The sequence below is a fragment of the Lentzea atacamensis genome, assembly GCF_003269295.1.
Lineage (GTDB): Bacteria > Actinomycetota > Actinomycetes > Mycobacteriales > Pseudonocardiaceae > Lentzea > Lentzea atacamensis.
In genome coordinates, this window is sequence record NZ_QLTT01000006.1 from 439,293 (window position 1) to 457,885 (window position 18,593).

12 protein-coding genes are annotated in these 18,593 nt (G+C 68.9%); 7 read left to right on the plus strand and 5 right to left on the minus strand.

Features of this window, described 5'->3' with window-relative positions:
- Positions 1–16 precede the first annotated feature (16 nt).
- The 3 genes from C8D87_RS27930 (at position 17) to C8D87_RS27940 (ending at position 5,971) form a co-directional block, all read left to right on the plus strand.
- Entirely contained in the window at positions 17–958 is a 942-nt protein-coding gene (locus C8D87_RS27930) for a nucleoside hydrolase (protein ID WP_112228931.1), read from the plus strand.
- A gap of 46 nt (positions 959–1,004) precedes the next feature.
- The gene (locus C8D87_RS27935; protein WP_112228932.1) at positions 1,005–1,904 is read left to right on the plus strand and encodes an LCP family protein; all 900 of its coding nucleotides are present in this window, start codon (positions 1,005–1,007) and stop codon (positions 1,902–1,904) included.
- 317 nt (positions 1,905–2,221) lie between these two features.
- Positions 2,222–5,971, plus strand: coding sequence for an nSTAND1 domain-containing NTPase (locus tag C8D87_RS27940; RefSeq protein WP_233442317.1), 3,750 nt, complete (start codon positions 2,222–2,224; stop codon positions 5,969–5,971).
- Here C8D87_RS27940 and C8D87_RS27945 read toward each other — a convergent pair.
- Together C8D87_RS27945 and C8D87_RS27950 are read right to left on the minus strand one after the other, a co-directional pair.
- On the minus strand, positions 5,910–6,692 hold the full coding sequence (locus C8D87_RS27945; protein ID WP_112228934.1) for a glycosyltransferase family A protein: 783 nt from the start codon (positions 6,690–6,692) through the stop codon (positions 5,910–5,912). The genes C8D87_RS27940 and C8D87_RS27945 overlap by 62 nt on opposite strands.
- A complete protein-coding gene (locus C8D87_RS27950; RefSeq protein ID WP_170154739.1) occupies positions 6,683–7,732 on the minus strand; it encodes a glycosyltransferase family 4 protein in 1,050 nt (349 codons plus the stop codon). Before C8D87_RS27950 ends, C8D87_RS27945 begins: the two co-directional genes overlap by 10 nt.
- A gap of 31 nt (positions 7,733–7,763) precedes the next feature.
- Between C8D87_RS27950 and C8D87_RS27955 the strand changes: the two genes are divergently transcribed.
- The gene (locus tag C8D87_RS27955) at positions 7,764–8,261 is read left to right on the plus strand and encodes a DUF2165 domain-containing protein (RefSeq protein ID WP_109633145.1); all 498 of its coding nucleotides are present in this window, start codon (positions 7,764–7,766) and stop codon (positions 8,259–8,261) included.
- Here the strand turns inward: C8D87_RS27955 and C8D87_RS27960 are convergent.
- The 3 genes from C8D87_RS27960 to C8D87_RS27970 form a co-directional block, all read right to left on the minus strand.
- Positions 8,236–10,245 (minus strand): bifunctional diguanylate cyclase/phosphodiesterase, encoded by a 2,010-nt coding sequence (locus C8D87_RS27960; protein WP_112228936.1) that lies wholly within the window; start codon positions 10,243–10,245, stop codon positions 8,236–8,238. The genes C8D87_RS27955 and C8D87_RS27960 overlap by 26 nt on opposite strands.
- Before the next feature lie 283 nt (positions 10,246–10,528).
- Positions 10,529–12,445, minus strand: a complete 1,917-nt coding sequence (locus tag C8D87_RS27965) for a helix-turn-helix transcriptional regulator (RefSeq protein ID WP_233442318.1) — start codon at positions 12,443–12,445, stop codon at positions 10,529–10,531.
- Between the two features lie 401 nt (positions 12,446–12,846).
- Positions 12,847–14,061 (minus strand): Hsp70 family protein, encoded by a 1,215-nt coding sequence (locus C8D87_RS27970; protein ID WP_146771889.1) that lies wholly within the window; start codon positions 14,059–14,061, stop codon positions 12,847–12,849.
- 215 nt (positions 14,062–14,276) lie between these two features.
- Between C8D87_RS27970 and C8D87_RS27975 the strand changes: the two genes are divergently transcribed.
- The 3 genes from C8D87_RS27975 to C8D87_RS27985 all read left to right on the plus strand — a co-directional run bounded on the left by C8D87_RS27975 (position 14,277) and on the right by C8D87_RS27985 (position 18,588).
- Entirely contained in the window at positions 14,277–15,188 is a 912-nt protein-coding gene (locus C8D87_RS27975; protein WP_112228939.1) for an IniB N-terminal domain-containing protein, read from the plus strand.
- Between the two features lie 188 nt (positions 15,189–15,376).
- Positions 15,377–17,197 (plus strand): dynamin family protein, encoded by a 1,821-nt coding sequence (locus C8D87_RS27980; RefSeq protein WP_233442319.1) that lies wholly within the window; start codon positions 15,377–15,379, stop codon positions 17,195–17,197.
- Positions 17,194–18,588: a P-loop NTPase family protein gene (locus C8D87_RS27985; RefSeq protein ID WP_112228941.1), complete on the plus strand. Its 1,395-nt coding sequence runs from the start codon at positions 17,194–17,196 to the stop codon at positions 18,586–18,588. Before C8D87_RS27980 ends, C8D87_RS27985 begins: the two co-directional genes overlap by 4 nt.
- The last annotated feature ends 5 nt before the right edge of the window (positions 18,589–18,593 follow it).

Below are 18,593 nucleotides of genomic sequence, written 5' to 3' on the forward strand. Positions count from 1 at the left end.
TGGCATGATCGGGTGTATGCGGATCATCGTCGACGCGGACCCCGGCATCGATGACGCCCTTGCTTTGTACTACCTGCGCGCGCAGCCGGACACCGAAATAGTCGCCATCGGCACGGTGCACGGGAACGTGCCGGTCGAGGTGGCGACCGCCAACGCCCTCAGGCTCACCGAGCGGCTGAACATCGAGGCACCCGTCGCCGTGGGAGCCGCGAAACCGCTCGCCCAGCCGCTGATGACCGCCGAGAACGTGCACGGCGAGGACGGGCTCGGCGGGTGTGCGGGAGACGACCCCACGACGAGCTGCACGAGTGAAAGCGCCGCCGAGCAGCTCGCCAACAGGGCACGGCAGGAGCCCGGCGAGCTCAGCCTGCTCGCCATCGGGCCGCTCACCAACGTCGCGCTGGCGCTGCAGATCGAGCCACGCCTCCCGCAGCTCCTCGACAAGGTCGTGGTGATGGGCGGCGCGCTCAACGTGCCGGGCAACATCACGAGCTACGCGGAAGCCAACTTCTGGCACGACCCCGAGGCCGCGGACCTCGTCCTCGGCGCCGGGTTCGAAGACCTCACGATCGTCGGCCTCGACGTCACGATGGCGAGCCACGCGCCGGGCGAGTGGCTGGAAGCGCTCCCGCACGAGAGCTACGCGAGGCAGTTCCTCAGGTTCTACGCGGACTTCTACGAGAGCTTCCTCGGCAAGGCCGGGTTCGTGCCGCACGACCCGCTGGCCGCGGCGATCATGCTTCAGCCACACCTGGCCACGTACGTCGAGGACCGGTTCGCGATCGAGCTCACCGGCCGGTACACGCGCGGCGCGATCGTCGCCGACCGGCGCTTCCTGGCGGAGGGCAGCCCGTTCGGACGAGACATCGGCACCGAACGCACGAAGGCCAAGTACGCCGTCACGGCCGACAAGGACGCCTTCCTCGACCAACTGAGGCACGCTGTGACACAACCCTGACAAACCACCGACGGAATCCGGACAAACAGCCGGGACCGTCAGAGGTATGAACGTCCACCTGAAACGATGGCTCGCGGTCTCGGGGGCCGCGGTGGTCATCGCGGCGGGCGTCGTGGCCGGGGGTTCCTACTGGCGGCTGGAGGGCAATCTCAAGACCGTCGATCTCACCAAGGAGATCGGAAACGCCAGGCCTCCGTCCACGCCTGGCCGTCCGCTCAACATCCTCCTCATCGGCAAGGACGACGGACGGTCCGACACCGCCATGGTCGTGCAGCTCAACGCCGCGGGCGACCAGGCGAGGGTCGTCAGCATCCCGCGCGACACGATGGTGCCGCGGCCGAGGTGCGGCACCAATCCGCCTGCCGCCATCGCCATGTTCAACAGCGCCTTCTCCACCGGTGGCGCGGCGTGCACCGTGGCGACGGTCGAGCAGATGAGCGGCATCCGGATCGACCACTTCGTGCAGATCGACTTCAACGGTTTCCGCGACGTCATCGACCGGTTCGGCGGCGTCGAGATCAACCTGCCGGAGCCGATCGACGACGACAAGAGCGGGCTGCACGTGCCGGCCGGGCCCACCAAACTCGACGGGACGCAGGCGCTGGCTTTCGTCCGGACTCGCTACAGCATCGGCGACGGCAGCGATCTCAACCGCATCAAGAACCAGCAGCTGTTCATGCGGGCGTTGAGCGAGAAACTCGCGAACGAGAACTGGCTCGCGAGCCCGCAGAAAACGTTCGCGCTCGCCGACATTCTCACGAAGTCGATCGTCACGGACGAGGAAATCGGGTCGATCGCCAAATTGGCGGATCTCGCGGGCAAACTCACCGCGTTGAAGCCGGAGAACATCACCTACGTGACACTGCCGACGGAGACGTACCTGCCGGACCCCAACCGGGTTCAGCCCAAGCAACCGGAAGCGGATGCGCTGTGGAAGGCGGCCTGACCTAGCAGGCGGCACCTTGCCATTCGCTCGGGCGAGGCCACGGCTGAGGAGACCCCCAGCGCTCCTCAGCCGTGGAAGTTTTGCCCCAGTCAGCCACTACCACTGTGACGGTCTCCCGGTCTTGTGAAGGACGTGGGGTCGAGGTTGTCAGACCACCTCGTTAGGGTGGGTTGCTGACGGCCTGTCCGGTGCCTGCACCGCAGCTCAGACGGGCGGTCTGCGTTTTCCGGTCCGGACGAGGTGGAGGCCGCTTGGGACCCCGTGGCGTCTTCGCGGAGCGCTTTGCGCTGCTCTACGCGGAGGCAGGTGACCCACCTTTGAAGCGGGTCACGGAGTCGGTCGCCCGTGCCCGCCGAACGGACGAACAAGGCAGACCGGTTCGCGTACCGGCACAGCGCGTCAGCGACTGGCGGCGTGGGCGAAACGTCCCCGCCAGGTTCAGCGGGCTGAGCGCGGTCCTCGAGATCCTCGTCGGCGAGGCGCGCAAACGGAAGCCCCAGCCCGCGATCGACGGGCTGTACGACCTGGACGCGTGGCGCACCCTCTGGGAGGAGGCGCTCGCCAGCCCGGTCACCGAAACGGAGACACCCCCTCAAGAAGACAGCGCCGTCTGCCCGTACATGGGCCTGAGCGCATTCGGGCCACAGGACGCGAATTGGTTCTTCGGCCGGGAAAGGGCCACGAACGCACTTCTCGCCCGATTGAACGAAAACGGCATCACGATGCTCGTCGGCGCGTCCGGCGCCGGAAAGTCGAGCTTGATGAAAGCGGGTGTGCTCCCGCGCCTGCGCAAAGAAGCCGTCGTCATTTCTCCCGGCACGGATCCGCTGAAGGAGCTCGCGCTCCAGGTGCCGGACCTGATCCACACGCTGGAGGCCGCCGCCGACTCCGAGGTGCTGGTCGAGCTCGCGCACGAGGTGCAGCTCGCGATCGGCGACCGGGTGGTGATCGTCGACCAGTTCGAGGAGGCGTTCACGCTCGGCGGCGACGAGAACCGGCTGCGGATCTTCGTGCAGGCGCTGCACGCGGCGGCGGAGAAGACGGCGGTCGTGCTCGGCGTGCGCGCCGACTTCTACGCCCGCTGCCTCGACTTCCCAGAGCTCGCGGAGGCCCTGCAGAACCGGCAGATGGTGCTCGGCGCGATGTCGGAGACCGAGGTGCGCGACGCCGTGACGAACCCGGCCAAGGCAGCCGGTCTGCAGCTCGAACCCGGTCTGGTCGACCTCCTGCTGCGCGACCTGGGCGCGCACAACCGCCGCGGCAAGGACGCCTACGACGCGGGGGCGCTCCCCCTGCTCAGCCACGCCCTGCTGGTCACGTGGCAGCGCAGGCAGGCCGGTCGCCTCACGATCACCGGCTACCGGGCGGCCGGCGGCATCCAGGGCGCTGTCGGCACCACGGCCGAACGCGCCTGGTCCGACCTCGACGAGCCCGCCAGGGCCGCCGCGAAACAGCTGCTCCTGCGCCTGGTCAGGGTCGGCGACGACACCCAGGACACCCGCCGCAGGTCGAGCCGCCACAGCCTGCTCGAAGCCAGCACGAACCTGCCCGCCACGGAACGCGCGCTGGAGGTCCTCACCCGCGCCCGGCTGATCACGCTCGACGCCGGCAGCGTCGAGATCACGCACGAGGCGCTGCTGCACGCGTGGCCCCGCCTGCGCAGCTGGATCGACGAGGACCGCGCGGGCAACCTCACCCGGCAGAAGCTGGAGGAGGACGCGACGACGTGGTCCGAGCACGGCCGCGACTCCTCGCTGCTCTACCGCGGCGCACGGCTGGAGGGCGCGCGGCACCAGCAGGAGGTCACCGCGGTCGCCAAGGACTTCGTGCACGCCTCGGAACGGCAGCACCGCAAGAGCCTCTGGCTGCGCCGGAGCGCCATCGCGCTGGTGGTGGTGTTCGCGCTGATCGCGGCCAGCGCGGCGGTGATCGCCGTCCGGCAACGCGATGACGCGCTCTTCTCCCAGGTCACCGCGGAAGCCGCCCGCGTGCTCGACAGCGATCCGTCGCTGTCGGCGCAGTTGCTGCTCGCCGCGCACCGGCTCCGTCCCGACGACCAGGGCGTGAACTCGAGGCTGCTGGCCATGCAGCAGTCCCCGCTCGCCGTGCCGCTGAACGGGCACACCGGCGCGGTCTACCTGACGACGTTCAACAAGGACGGCACGGTCCTCGCCACCGCCAGCTACGACCGCACCGCCCGGCTCTGGGACGTCAGGGACAAGGCGAACCCGAAGCCCCTCGCCGTGCTCACCGGGCACACCGACTGGCTCAGCTCCGCGGTCTTCAACCCGGACGGCACCGTCCTCGCGACGACCGGCGCGGACAGGACGATCCGCCTCTGGGACGTTCGCGACCCCGCGAAGCCCACGGAGATCAAGAAGATCGACACCGGCAACGGCACCAGCTACCTGCTGGAGTTCAGCCCGGACGGCAGGTCGCTCGCCGCCGCGAACGACGACAAGTCCGCCCGGCTGTGGGACGTCAGCAACCCCGCCGACGCCAAGCCGCTCGGCGAGCCGCTGCGCGACCACACCTCACCCGTCCGCTCGCTCGCCTTCAGCCCGGACGGCAAGCTGCTCGCCACCACCGGCGACGACCAGACGGTCAGGCTGTGGGACGTCGCCACCAGGACGCGGGTCGGCAAGCCGATGACCGGCCACACCGACGGCGTCCACACGGTCGCGTTCAGCCCGGACGGCAAGCTGCTGGCGTCCGGCAGCGACGACAAGACCATCAGGTTGTGGGACCCGGCCACGCAGAACCCGGTCGGCCAGGCCATCGCCGGGCACACCGGCTCCGTGTGGTCGGTGAAGTTCAGCCCGGACGGAAAGCTCCTGGCGTCCGGTGCCGCCGACAGCACCGCGCGGCTGTGGAACCTCAGCAACCCGTCCGCCGTCACCCAGCTCGGCAGGCCGCTCGCGGCGCTGAGCGGTGGCCTGTTCGCCGTCGGCTTCTCCCCGGACGGCCGTTCGCTCGCGACCGGCGCGAACGAGAACTCGGTGCGGCTGTGGTCGTTGCCGCACAACATGTTGCTCGGGCACACCTCGCGGGTGAGCAGGCCCGGGTTCCGGCCGGACGGCAAGCTGATCGCGACCGGGTCTGGCGACAGGTCGGTGCGGCTGTGGGACATCTCGAACAGCGACGACCCGAAGCAGGTCGGGCCACCGCTGCTCGGCCACGAGTGGGGCATCGGTCAGCCCGAGTTCCGGCCGGACGGCAAGGTGATGATCACCGCGGCCGGCGACAAGACGGTGCGGTTCTGGGACGTTAGCAACCCGGAGCACACGGTTCCGCTGGGCGAGCCGATCAGGCTCAACACGCGGTTCGCCTCGCCGTTGGCGCTCAACCCGGACGGCACCGTCATCGCCACCGGCAACGACGACAAGTCACTGCAGCTGTGGGACGCCCGTGACCCGGCCAGGCCCGTCAAGATCGGCCAGCCGCTGACCGGCCACGACGGGTGGATGAACGGCGTCGGGTTCAGCCCGGACGGCAAGACCCTCGCGTCGGCCAGCAGTGACGGCACGTTCCGCCTGTGGGACGTCACGGATCCCGCGAACGTCCGGCTGCTCGGCAGTCCGATCAACGACCACCACGACCCGGTCATGGTGGTCGTGTTCACGCCGGACGGCAAGACTCTCATCACCGCGGGCGGCGACAAGACGATCAGGCTGTGGGACATCAGCGACCGGGAACAGCCGAAGCGGCTCGGTGTGCTCACCGGCCACACCGGGCTGATCAGCTCCATGTCGCTCACGCCCGACGGGAAGACGCTCGCCAGCGGCAGCACCGACAAGACGATCAGGCTGTGGGACGTCAGCGATCCCGCCGCGGCGGCCCCGCTCGGTCAGCCGATCACCGTCGACTCGAACAGCGAGACCCACGTCCACTTCGGCCCGGTCGGACGCATCCTCGGCACCGGTTCGAGCGACGGCGTGGGCAGGCTGTGGGACCTGGACGTGTCCGACCAGGCCGACCGCATCTGCGCGACCACGCGGGGCGCGCTCACCCGTCAGCTGTGGGAACAGCGCCTGCCACAGCTCGAGTTCCAGGACCCGTGCGAATAGCCTCGATCCGGCGGCGGATCATGGCCATCGACTGCGGCAGCAGCCGGTGCCAGTCGCCGGAGCGCGACGACCTGGTGTCGTGCTGGCGCACCAGCCACGTCACCTCCGGCGTGAAGTAGCCGGGCGTCACCTCGCACAGGGCGGCCAGCAACAGCCCGTCCTCCGACCGCGGGATCGCCGCCCAGCCACCGAGCGCACGAACGGTGTCCGCGCGCATCGTCATGCAGCCGTGGTGGAACGGCCACCGCCCCATGCCCCGGTCGTCGATGTGCGCGAGCACGTAGTCGTTGACCGCCCCCGCTTCCAGGTGGCCGGGCGAGATCAACGGGTCGAAGGCCTTGCGGGATCTGTCCGGCAGCAGGTCATCGGCCTGAGTCGCCACCCAGTGGATGTCGGGGAAGTCCTGGAACGCCTTGATCGCGACCGCCAGCGCACCCGGCAACAGCCGGTCATCCGAGTCCAGCACGTGCACGAGCTCACCGGACGCCCTGGTCAGCGCGAGGTTCCTGGTGATCGCGATGCCGAGCCGTTCACCGTTGAGCTCGTGCCGGGTGAACGGGAACGCGGCAAGATCCAGCTCCGCCGTGACCGCGTCCTCCTGCACGACCCACTCCAGCTCCCAGCCCTCCGGAAGCTCTTGCCGGGCAAGGCTTTCCCCGGCCTCCCGCACGTACTCCGCGCGGCCGGGATGAGCCGGGGTGAGCACCGAGATCACCGGCACCGGGCAGCCTCCTCGATCAGTTCCTCCAGCACGGCGGGCAGCTCGCGCAGGTCCAGATGTCGTTGCACCGCGGCACGATTCGCCGCGAGGACGTCATCGGACGCGCTGAGCAACCCGTCGATGTCGCCGGGGTCGAACACGGTCAGCCCCAACGCGCGGATCTCGTCCAGCACCGGGTACGGCCCGGCCACCACGAACCTGGACGCCGCGGCCGCCTCGCACACCGGCAGTCCCCATCCCTCCCAGGTGGACGGCAGCAGCACCAGGTCGGCAGCGGCGTAGAGATCGGCAGGATCGGCCACCCTGCCGCGCACAACGCCGGAAAGCCCTTCCACCGCAGGGCAAGGCGCGTCGTCGGTGAGCCAGTACCTGACCCGGTCACGACGCGAGGACAGCGCGCGGACGAACTCGACCGCGCCCGGGATGTTCTTCGACGTGCCCTCGACCCTGGCCGGATGCACCACCAGGTGGTCGTCAGGGCCGACGCCGAGCGCAGCACGAGTGCCGGCCCGATCCCCACCGGCGAGCCCGGCGACGTCGACCCGGTTGTGCACGACGCGAGTGCGCAACGAGGGCCAGCGCGCCAGGAACTCGCGCTCGGTCAGCGAGTTGATCAGCACGTGCAACTGCGCCGGGTGGTGCAACGGAAGAACGTCACCGTCGACAGGTCTCAACTGGACACGCTGCCACGCCGGGTCGTGGTGCCGCAGGATCACCGGGACACCGGCCGCGAGAGTGTGCTCCTCCCACGCCACCGAGGCCTCCGGCGCACTCCACAACGAACCGGCGTTGTCGAGAACGACCAGGTCATGCGTGGTGCAGAGCGACTTGATCAGCGCGTGGTCGACGGGCGGCGGATCACCGCCGGGCCGATCCGCCCACATCCCGCGAACGACCACCCCAGACCCGGAGGCGAAGTACCCGGCCGCGAGCGTGACCTCCCAGCCGAGGGCGGTGAAGGCATCCGCCCACTTCGCTGCCTCGACGCTGACCCCGTCGAACCCGCCCAGCCGGTGGGAGACGACACAAACGCGACTCACTGGCGGCACCCTATCGGTTACTGTCCGCGCCATGCGTCTTCTTGCTCGGGTCGGCAGCTTGCGCGCGGTTGTGGCGGTGACCGTCGGGTTCATCGCACTCAACATGCTTCTCGTGGTGCTCGGCAACGTCACGGACTACGGCACGAACGAAGCGTTCGTGCAGCACGTCCTGGCCATGGACACCACGTTCGGCAAGGAACTGAAGTGGCGGGCCATCACCAGCTCCGCCGTGGTCACGATCGTCTACGTCGCGATCATCCTGTGGGAGGCGATCTCCGCGGTCCTGCTCACCGCGGGCACCATCGCCTACATCCGTGACAAGGAGGACAGCGCGCGCAAGTTCGCGTCCGCGGGCCTGCTGATGATCATGGCCTTGTTCCTCGGCGGCTTCATCACCATCGGCGGCGAGTGGTTCGCGATGTGGCAGTCGAAGGACTGGAACGGCATCTCCGCGGCCCTGCGCATGGTCACCATCGCGGGCTTCGCGCTGATCCTCGTCCACCTCAGCCCACGCCGGGCCACTCAGTAGTCGGTTCCACGCAGAACACCGGCCCGAGCCCAGCGTCGGCGCCGATCTCACCCCACCAGTCACGCTGCTCAGCGTCCTCGATCGAGTCGATCACCACGAGCCCGCCGGCCTCGTGCACGAACCCGACGAGGTCGCTGAGCACGTGCGACACCAGGTCGTCCGGCTTCTGGGAACGCCCCTCGATCCGCACGGCCCTGACGCCGAGCGACCGAACGAGCTCGATCTCCGCCGTGGACCCCCGGAAGTCACGCGCTTCGATGTGAACTCCCATGTCGGACAACAGATCCACGTTGTCCGCGGCCTCGCTGTCCTCGGACGCCAGCACGTGCATGGGAAACCCGAGCAACAACCGCCCCGCGGGTAACCCGGTGTCGGCCAGCACCCGCCGCACGTCCCGCACGAGGTCGGGATTGTTCGCCAAACTCTCCGTCAGGCACACCGCGAGCATCTCGTCGTACCGGCAGGCGACCTCGGCCGCCCGCCGCAACATCCACTCGCCGAGCGGCAACATCAGCCCGGTGTGCTCGGCCATCGACACGCACTTCTCGTGCGTGATCAGCCCGGCATCCCGATGCCGCCAGTTCAGCTCGGCCTCAACACACACCCGAGCCACCCCGTCCAGTCGCATGACGGGGTTGAACACGACGTCGATCTCACCGCTCTCCCACGCCCCCGGCATCACAGCCGCGAGCGCGAACTCCTCCTGCTCCCGCTTGTCCTGCGTGGCATCGTGCAGCCCCCACTGCCGCCGCCCACTGCGCTTGGCCCGCCGAAGCGTCATGTCCGAGGCCCGCAACACCTCAGCCGGGTGATCTCCGGGATGCAACCGTGGCAGCACTCCGATGGAAGCCGACACGGCCACCCCGTGCTCGCCGAAGTAGACCGGCTCGGCCAGCTCGTGCTCAATCGTCCGAATCGTGGAGTCGACGTCCGGAGTGTTCGGCCCGTTCTCCACCAGCACCGCGAACTCGTCCCCCTCGAGCCGCGCCACCATTGCCTTCTCACTCGCGAAAACGGCACTCAACCGCTCAGCCACGAGCTTGAGCACCTTGTCCCCGATCTCCCGCCCGAGCCCGTCGGTGATCACCGCGAACGCGTCGAGATCCAGGTGGTACAGCGTCACCCCGTGCTCGATGTCGCTGTGCAACAACGACTCGAGCCGCGTGGTCAGGTACTGCCGGTTCGGCAACCCCGTCAACGCGTCGTGCAACGACTGGTACTGCAACCGCCCACCGAGCAGCGTGAGCTGACTGTCGTCATCAATCATCACGACAAAGTGCTTGGGCTTGTCCTCCGCGTCCTTCTGCACGGTCGCCGCCAGCAGCACCCGAAAGTGCTCCCCATCGCGGTCGATGAGCCGCGGCCGCTCCTCAACCCGACGCATCCGCCCGTGCTTCAAACTCTCCAACGCACTGCTGACCAGCGGCAAGTCCACCGGCGCGATCAAATCCGTGAGCGTCATCCCAGCCACGTCCTCACGCCGCAGGATGTTGCACAACGCCTCGTTGGCCCGCTCCAGCTCCCCGTCGAGACTGACCATCGCAATCCCGGTCGACGAGTGCGCGAAGATGTCCTCGAACCGCTCCTCGCTGGCCTGCAGGTCGAGCTGCACAGCCCGGTTCGCGCGAAGCAGCGCCTGGCTGACGCTCTCCTGCTGCTCCAGGACCAGTTCCTGAATGGCCCCGGTGTACGCAGTCGACACGGCCCCGACGACCAGCGCCGCAGTCTCCGCGTCGGCGCCCTCCTGCGCCACGAACCGGGCGAGAACCTCCACCGACTTCCGCAGGCTCTGCGTACCGACGCAGTGCATCTCCACCAGCCGCGTACCGACCAGGGAAGCGATCGCCGGATCCTGCGCGATGGCCTCAGCCACGACGTTCAAGAGCTCATGCAGCTCTTCCGTCAACTTCGCGGCAGACAGCGGAATGTAAGCAGTCCGGCTGACCTCGGCCGCCCAGCCGCGCGCCAACTCGTCACGCCCCACCGGACGTGACGATCTCGCGTCCTCCTGGCTCGGCAAATCTCCACCTGACCTGCTCGGCGAGCACCGGTGCGGAAGCCTACCGCCAGCAAACCACACCGTCGCATCACGCGGCCGGCTTCCTCCCAACGGGGGTACGGCGATCCCGGAGCGTTACAACATCAGCTCGCTCGATCGGACCATTTTCCCACGAAGCCCCCACCGCAACTCCACGTTCGGTTGGTAGGCGCCCACCGGCCGGCGAGCTGCGGCAAGCGGCGGAGTCGGCGGAAAGCGAGCGGCGCTCTCACCCACCCACGATGTGCCGCAACTGAGCCAGCAAATCACTACGAGAAGTAGACCCCAGCCTCTGCCGCATCCGAGCCATGTGGTGCTCAACAGTCTTGGCGGAGATGAACAACCGATCCCCAACCTGCTTGTAAGTCATCCCTTCCAAAACCAGCTGAGCCACCTCCCTCTCCCGATCACTCAACTTCCCGGAATCCTCAGCCACAACGGGAACATCCGACTCCCCACCCCGCCGAGCCGAAACCGGTCGCCCCTGCAACAACCGGGCACAGTCGAGCAACCGAACCATGGCCTGCCGATCGGAAGTCCGAATGGCGGCCTGCCCGGCCAACCGAGAGGCATCCCACCAAAGCCCCACGGCGTGCAAGCTGCGAGCGGCCTCCTCAACGCGATCCGCGTCAACCTTCCCGGCGATCACATCGAGCCAACTCTCAGCGGCGGCGGAGACAATCGCGCAGTACCGGCTGTGCCCCCGATGAACAGCCAACGCAGCGGCATGCTCCTCAGCAGCCGCGGTGTTCTCGTCGATGATCGCCGCGTGCAACAGACTCCAGTGCAGCTGGGTGGTCCACAACGGCGGATCCCCCAACGACCTCAGCAAAGCAGCAGCCTGCCGAAGATGCGGCGCCAACCGCTCCTGATCCCGCAACCGAGCCGCAGCAGCGGCAAACTCCCCAAGCGGCAACAACGAGAACAAGTCAACCGGATGCCGAAGCACAGCTTCGCAAGCCTGTTCCCAAGTGCGCCGCAAGGTGGCCAGATCGCTGTTGCGCCGGGCCACCCCGATCTCAAGCGCCACCGCGAAGATCCAGTCCCGAGGCTCGAACACCCCGCGAACCGACATCAACGATTCACGGGCGACACCCAGGTTCCCGCGCAACATCTGCAACCAAGCCTGCAACAACCGGTGCCGCACCGACATCAGCACCCCGCCGGTGCCGCATTCGACCGCCCGGTCCAGCACCGACTCGGCAACGTTCGGCTCACCGCAGTGCACAGCCACCAGCGCGGCCAACGCAGCCGGGCTGTCCGGCAGCAACACCGCCCCACCGGCCGGTTCCAGCATCGACGAAGCCCGCACCAATGTGGACAGCGCAGCGGTCTCGGCCCCGGAGACGGACTGCCGAACCCCTTGGAGCATCAAGGAAGCCGCCCCGCCGAGCATCGTCGGCGGCTGAGGCGGCGTCTCCTCGAACCGATGCCCCGTACCGATCAGCCCGATCCCGGCGAACGCCGCGGCGTAAGGCGTGGCGGCCCACCGAAACAGCTCGGTGCTCCGAGCCAACTGCCCCCGGTGCGCCAGGGCAACCGCCGCGACCTCGGCAGCCGTACGTCGATGCGGCGTGTCAGAGGTGCTGATCACCTGATCGGCGAGCCGCAGAGCGGAGTCCAGATCGCCGGCCATCGCAGAAGCGGTGGCCCACGAAGCAGCGGTCTCCGCTGAAGGCGCCCCACCACCGGTAGAAGCCTTGAACAGCCGGGCCGCCAGCGCAGGATCAGAAGCCAAGGCCTCGCGGGCAGCAGCCGCGAACACCGGCCCACCGATACCGGTGTCCAGCAACGGCCGCACCAGATCCAGCACCGGTCCACCGCGCTCGAGCTGCAACTGCGCCAGCTTCTGCCGCACCGCGATCCGCCGCTCGGCCCGCGTCAGCGCACCCACAGCTCGATGCGCCAACGGCAGCAGGGTCCCGTCCTCGGCCAGCATGCCGGTCGCGCGGGCAGCTTCGATGATGTCGCTGACCTCGTCGAAGTCCTTGTCCAGCAAGGCGGACAGCAGGTCGAGGCGCTGAGCCGCACCGGCTTCGGCGGCCAGCAGGAACTTCTGCAGGTCCACGTCCAGCCAGTCGAGCTCGGACCGGAACCCGTTCAGCACGTCGGCGGACACCTCGGAAACGGCTCCGAGCCGCTCCACGAACCCGGGCACACCACCGGTCTGCCCGAAGACGAAGTCCACAACGGGCTTGGGCGCGTGCAGGAACTCACGAACCTGTTCCCGCGAGAACGGCGCCAACGGCACGACCACAGCGCCACGGGTCAGCTCGGCCAGCAGAGAACGACGAGGCCATGGCCGGTAGGCCAGCACGAGCAGAGGCTCGGCGGCCAGCGCGCTCAGCGAGGCGTCGTCCAGCAGGTGCGCGTCGTCCACCACCCGGACAGCCGAGTTGGTGATCTCTTCCAGAAACGCTGTCTTGCCGTAACCACCAGGCGCCACAACGACAACGCGCAGGCGGGTGCCCGAGGCGGCGTCGTTGATCCGGTCCAGGACGTCCCGCACGGAGACGTCCAACACCAACCTGGCTCGCGTGGTCACGCTCAACGGCCGTCCTCATCGTCGTATTTGGAGTCTGATCGGGAGCCGGACCGGCGTCCGGCGGGCTTCAGCACGCTCGCGACGCGCTTGACCCTGCGCGGGGGCAGCTCCAGAGGGGACACGTCCACCGGCGGGCGGGGCGGTGGCGCGGTGAACTCGTCGTCGTCGGGGTGCGCGATCTCGCCGACCGGGAACCGCAACGACGCTTCGCGGGTGTGGACCAGGACTGACGTCTCGATGGGTTCTGGTTCGGACTCGGGACCCAGGACCACCAGCCGCGCCGCCACGGCGGCGCCCTTCGCGACCGAGTGCTCCGGCGCGGCCTCGGCCAGCACCCGGCAGTCGACCGCCGCGGACAACGCGTCGCCGATCGCCGTCATCCGGCAGCCACCGCCGACGAGCAGCACCGCGTCGGGCTGCACAGCGCCCAGGGCACGCGTGAACGTGGACACCAGGTGGTCGATGGACGGCCTGATCTCCTCCACGAACTCGTCACGGGTGATCTCGATGCCGCTGATCACGACCGACGGGCCGAACGCCCGCTTCGCCGCCTCACACTCGGCGACCGACACCACGCCGTCCTTGCCGAGCCGGCTGCGCACCAGCGCCGCCAGCAGGTCGTCGAAGTCGGCCCCGGTGTGGTGGTCGACGCCTTCAACGTGGTTGACCAGATCGAACGTCCGGTTCTGCGACCGCCGCACGACCGACGTGGAGAACGCGTGGCTGCCCAGCGAGAACACCGCCAACGACGAGTCCGGCACCACCCGCGAGCGCACGGCGTGGTTCTCCGCGGCCGCGAACGGCTCCGGCACGAGCGTCACGTCGTGGACCCCGACCGCCCGCAGCGCCGCGTAGAGCTGTCCACGGCGATAGGGGCCCCACACGGCAGGGTGACTCACGGCCACGTGACGGGGCTGTTCACCCTCCCGGGCGACGACCTCGCCGATGACCCACATGATCAGCAACGCGGTCAGTTCCTCGGCCGGGCACGTCTCCGGACCCAGCGACAACGGCACCGCGTCACCGACTCTGCGGGCGAAACCGGTGGCCGTCCAGCCTGGCGTGCCGAACTCACCGACGGAGAACGTCCCAGCGTCCGTGAGCTGCAGAAACGACGGCACGACCAGGGCGATCTCGGCCTCTCGGGCACCGTCGAGACGGCACACGGCAGCAGTCGTCCGGGTGGTCCCGACATCGACTCCCAGTACGTACGCCAAGTCTCTCCCTCACCTGTTCGCAGCAGCGACCAGTACCTACACGGGTGAACAAGAGGCGCTCAAGCGGTGCCCCTAATCCCCTAGGGGCTCAACGAGCGTCACCCCTTCGGGGAACGGGGATCTACTGGGAGTGATCCCCGATGTTGGGGGTGGGCCCGCTCTCATAGCTTTCCGGCAGACCAATTGATACGTGCTTCAACAGGAGAGTCCTTCAGATGATCGAGTCGACCAGCACGCTCCACGACTTCGTGCTCAACCTCCTCAGCGACCCGGCCCTGAAGGCCGCGTTCGCGAACGACGCCCAGGGCACCTTGGAGCAGGCCGGCCTGGCGGACATCACTGCTGTTGACGTTCAGGAAGTCATCCCGCTGGTGATCGACCTGCTGCCGGCCACTCCCGCGGGCCTGCCCGCTCTCGAGAGTGTCGCGCTGTCCGGTCTCCCGCAGGACGTCCTCGAGGACGGCCCGCTCGGCGCCATCAGCCAGCTGCAGGCGGTCGCGTCTCAGCTGACCACGCAGGGCGTGTCCCTCGGCGACATCACCTCCTCCTCCGCCGGCCTGCTCGCGGCCGACGAGAACGGCCTGACCGTGTGGGCCGGCACCAACACCGCCAACGTCTTCGGTGCGGGCGAGGTCAAGCTCGGCGGTGACTTCTCCGCCGTCGGCGACGTGACCTCGGTCCTCGACCAGACCGCCTCCCCGGTCGCCGGCACCGCGCTCGACGTGGCCGACACCGCGACCTCCACCGTCGACGGCACGCTGGGCACCGTCACCTCGACCGTTCCGGGCGTCGACGGCGTCCTCGGCAACCTGGTCGGCGTGACCGGCCTCGGCCACGACGCGCTCGGCGTGCTCGGTGGCGGCGACGCCGCCCTGGGCAACGTGCTCAACGTCGGCGGCCTGGACACCCTGTCCACCGGCACCGTCGACGTGAAGGTCCCCGAGGCCGTCGGCGGTGTCGAGAACGCCGCATCCGGTGTCGTGAACACCGCCACCGGCCTCACCCACTCCGCGACCGGCCTGGTCGGCGACACCGCGGGTGTCGGCAACGTGCTCGGCAACGTCACCGACGTCGCGCACAACCTGCCGGTCGCCGGCGACCTCGACCTGGGCGGCCTGCTCGGCTGATCTTCCTGACCCGTCCCGGACCGGCCCTGTCTCATCTGGACAGGGCCGGTTCGGCGTCTACCAGGCAAAACGGTCATGGCAGCTCTCGCGGTGAGCAACATCACCGTCCGCTCCGAACAGCTCGGTCTCCCCCGTTCGGAACCGGTCTTGCGTTCGAGGCTTTCACCCAAGGGGGTGAACACGGCACTATGAGTCAGGTGATGGCACCGCCCTGGCTCGACGTGCTCGACGAGACGATCGCAGCCTGCGTCACGCACCGGAGGCCCGATCTCGAGGCCCGGCTGCGGGAGAAGCGGGCTCAGCAGCTCGATCCCAAGTTGCGCGTTCTCGTCGTCGGCGAGTCCAAGCAAGGCAAGAGCCAGCTCGTCAACGCGCTGCTCAACGCGCCGGTCTGCGCGGTCGGCGACGACATCACGACGACTGTGCCGACGTTCGTGCAGCACGCCGACACCCCGTCGGCGGCGCTGGTCCGCAACGCCTCCGCCCGCGGGTCGATCTTCCACACGCCGACCGAGCGCATCGCGGTCCCGATCGAGCAGGTGACCAAGCAGGTCTCCACCGCCCGTTCGCAGCACGTCGTGCGGGCCGAGATCGGCATCCCCCGCGCGTTGCTCGACAGCGGCCTCGTCCTGATCGACACCCCCGGAGTGGGTGACACCCGATCCGCGCACACCGCCAGCACGTTCGCGACGCTGATGCAGGCCGACGCCGCGTTGCTGGTCTCCGACGCCACCGGCGAGCTGACCTCCGCGGAGATGACGCTGCTCAAGAAGGTCATGGAGGCCTGCCCGAACGTCACGGTGGTCGTCACCAAGATCGACCTCGTGCCGAGCTGGCGCACCGTCGTGGAGCGCAACAAGGCCCTGCTCGCCCGCGCCGGCGTCCCCGCGAAGCTCATCCCGGTGTCGAGCGCGTTGCGGCTGCGCGCCGCGAAGACCGGTGACCAGCGGCTCAACAACGAGTCCGGTTTCCCCGAACTGCTGGCGTGCGTGCAGCGGGACATCGTGGCCAGCGCCGACCTGCTGGCCCGCCGCGCCGTCGCAGTCGTCGCCTCCAGCGCGATCAGCCAGCTCGTCACGCCGCTGCGCGAAGAGCTGACGGCCCACGACTCGTCCCGCACGGCCGCCACGATCTCGACGCTGCAGGAGGCCCAGCGCCGCGTCGACGAGTTGCGGCGCCGGTCAGCGCGTTGGCAGAACGTGCTCAACGACGAGATGGCCGACCTGATCTCCGACGTCGAGTACGACCTGCGCGACCGCACGCGCAAGATCCTGCGCGAGGTCGACAAGACCTACGACGAGGCCGATCCCGCGATCGGCTGGGACAAGTTCGAGCAGTGGCTGGAGGACAACCTCAACGAGGCCGCCACCACGAACTTCGCTTGGCTGATGGAGCGCGCGGAGTGGGTGGCCGCGAAGGTCGCGAAGAACTTCCCCGTCTACCGCGAGGACCTGATCCCCGGTTCGGTGCTGCCGGACGACCTGCTGGAGCCGGTCGGCAGGCTGGAGAAGCCGAAGATCGAGCCGTTCTCGATCCCGCAGAAGCTCTTCACCGGTCTGCGCGGCTCGTACGGCGGCGTGCTGATGTTCGGTCTGGTCACCTCGCTCGCCGGCATGCCGCTGATCAACGTGATCTCGCTCGGCGCCGGTGCGTTGTTCGGTGGCAAGTCGATCCTCGACGAGAGCGACCAACGGCTGAAGCGCCGCCAGGCCGCCGCGAAGGCCGCCGCGCAACGGCACGTCGACGACTTCTTCATGAAGTTCTCCAAGGACGTCCGCGACTCGGGCCGCCACATCCAGCGCTCGCTGCGCAACCACTTCAGCACGCTCGCGGAGGAGTTCCAGGAGACGTTGCTGGAGTCGGCCCGCAGTGCCAAGCGCGCGGTGCAGGACGACCAGACCGAACGCGAGCGCCGGTTGCGGGAAGGCCGCAAGGAACTGGACAAGCTGGTCACGCTCTACAAGCGGGTGCAGGCGCTCGGTGGTCCGGCGATGGAGCTCTCCGCGTGACATTGGATCGCGTCGTCTGGTCGATGCTGCAGGAAGCTTTGGCCGTCTACCGCGACAGCCCGCGCGCCACGGGCTGGCTGCGTTCCCACATCGAGCGCTACACCGAACCCGTGCGGATCGCGGTGGCCGGCCGGTCGCGCATCGGCAAGTCCACTGTGGTCAGTGCGCTGATCGGGGACGAGTTCGCGCCGCTGAACTCCTTCGTCTGGTACCGCAACGGCACCGAACCGCGCGCGCACGTGTTCTCCGGGCCCGGCCGTCCGCACGAGGTCGCGGTGGGCAGGCGGGGCGGCAGGCACCACGTGGAGATCGGCCAGTTCGACCGCGCCGACCGGATCGTCGTCGAGTGGCCCGCGCGGACGTTGCGGGACGTCGTGCTGATCGACACCCCGGCCGAGGCCTCGCCGGAGCAGGTGCTCGGTGAGGCGGACGCGTTGCTGTACCTGATGCGGCACGTGCAGGACGAGGACCTGAAGTACCTGCAGGCGGCCAACGACCACCCGATCGCCCGCACCGCCGCGGTGCACACGGTCGCGGTGCTCGCCCGCGCCGACGAGATCGGCGCCGGGCGGATCGACGCGTTGTCGTCCGCCAAGCAGATCGCCCGCCGCTACCGGCGTGATGTGGCCGTGCAACCGCTGTGCCAGAACGTGGTCTCGGTCGCAGGGCTGCTCGCCGTGGCCGCGAAGACGTTGCGGGAGGACGAGTTCGCGGCCCTGCGGTCGCTGGCGTCGCTCGGCCGGGAGGAGCTCGAGGACCACCTGCTGTCGGCGGACCGGTTCGTCGGCGAGCAGTTCCCGGTGCCGATGGACCCGGCGGTGCGGCAGGCGCTGCTCGAACGGTTCGGGATCTTCGGCGTCCGGCTGATCACCGCGTTGATCCGGCAGGGCTTCGACACCCAGGTCAAGCTCACCGGTCAGCTGGTGCAGCGCAGCGGGCTCGGCGACCTGCGCGACTCGATCGCGATCCACTTCACCGAGCGCCGCGAGATCCTCAAGGCGCGGTCGGCGCTGCTGGCGCTGGACGTGCTGTTCCGGATGGAGCCGCGGCAGAACGCCCGCAAGCTGATGGCCGACCTGGAACGGGTCGTCGCCTCGGCACACGACTTCCGCGAGCTCCGGCTCGTCGCCGCGTTGCAGGCAGGCCGGACGAAGCTGCCGGCCGAGCTGCAGGCGGAGGCGTTGCGGCTGGTCGGCGCGGAGGGCACGACCTCGTTGGCGCGCCTGGGTTTCGACTACGAGGCCGACCAGCGGGAGCAGCGGGAGGCGTTGCTCGACGCGCTGGTGCGGTGGCAGGCGCAGGCCGCCGACGTGCACGCACCGAACGACCAGCGCAGGGCCGCGCAGATCGTGGTCCGCACGTGCGAGGGGCTTCTCCCGCAGCTGTCCTGAGGCAC

What these genes read in the sequence shown, in the direction of transcription:
- C8D87_RS27930 (WP_112228931.1), top strand. Translation starts at nt 17, where the DNA reads ATGCGGATCATCGTCGACGCGGACCCCGGCATCGATGACGCCCTTGCT.
- C8D87_RS27935 (WP_112228932.1), top strand. Translation starts at nt 1,005, where the DNA reads ATGAACGTCCACCTGAAACGATGGCTCGCGGTCTCGGGGGCCGCGGTG.
- C8D87_RS27955 (WP_109633145.1), top strand. Translation starts at nt 7,764, where the DNA reads ATGCGTCTTCTTGCTCGGGTCGGCAGCTTGCGCGCGGTTGTGGCGGTG.
- C8D87_RS27975 (WP_112228939.1), top strand. Translation starts at nt 14,277, where the DNA reads ATGATCGAGTCGACCAGCACGCTCCACGACTTCGTGCTCAACCTCCTC.
- C8D87_RS27980 (WP_233442319.1), top strand. Translation starts at nt 15,377, where the DNA reads ATGAGTCAGGTGATGGCACCGCCCTGGCTCGACGTGCTCGACGAGACG.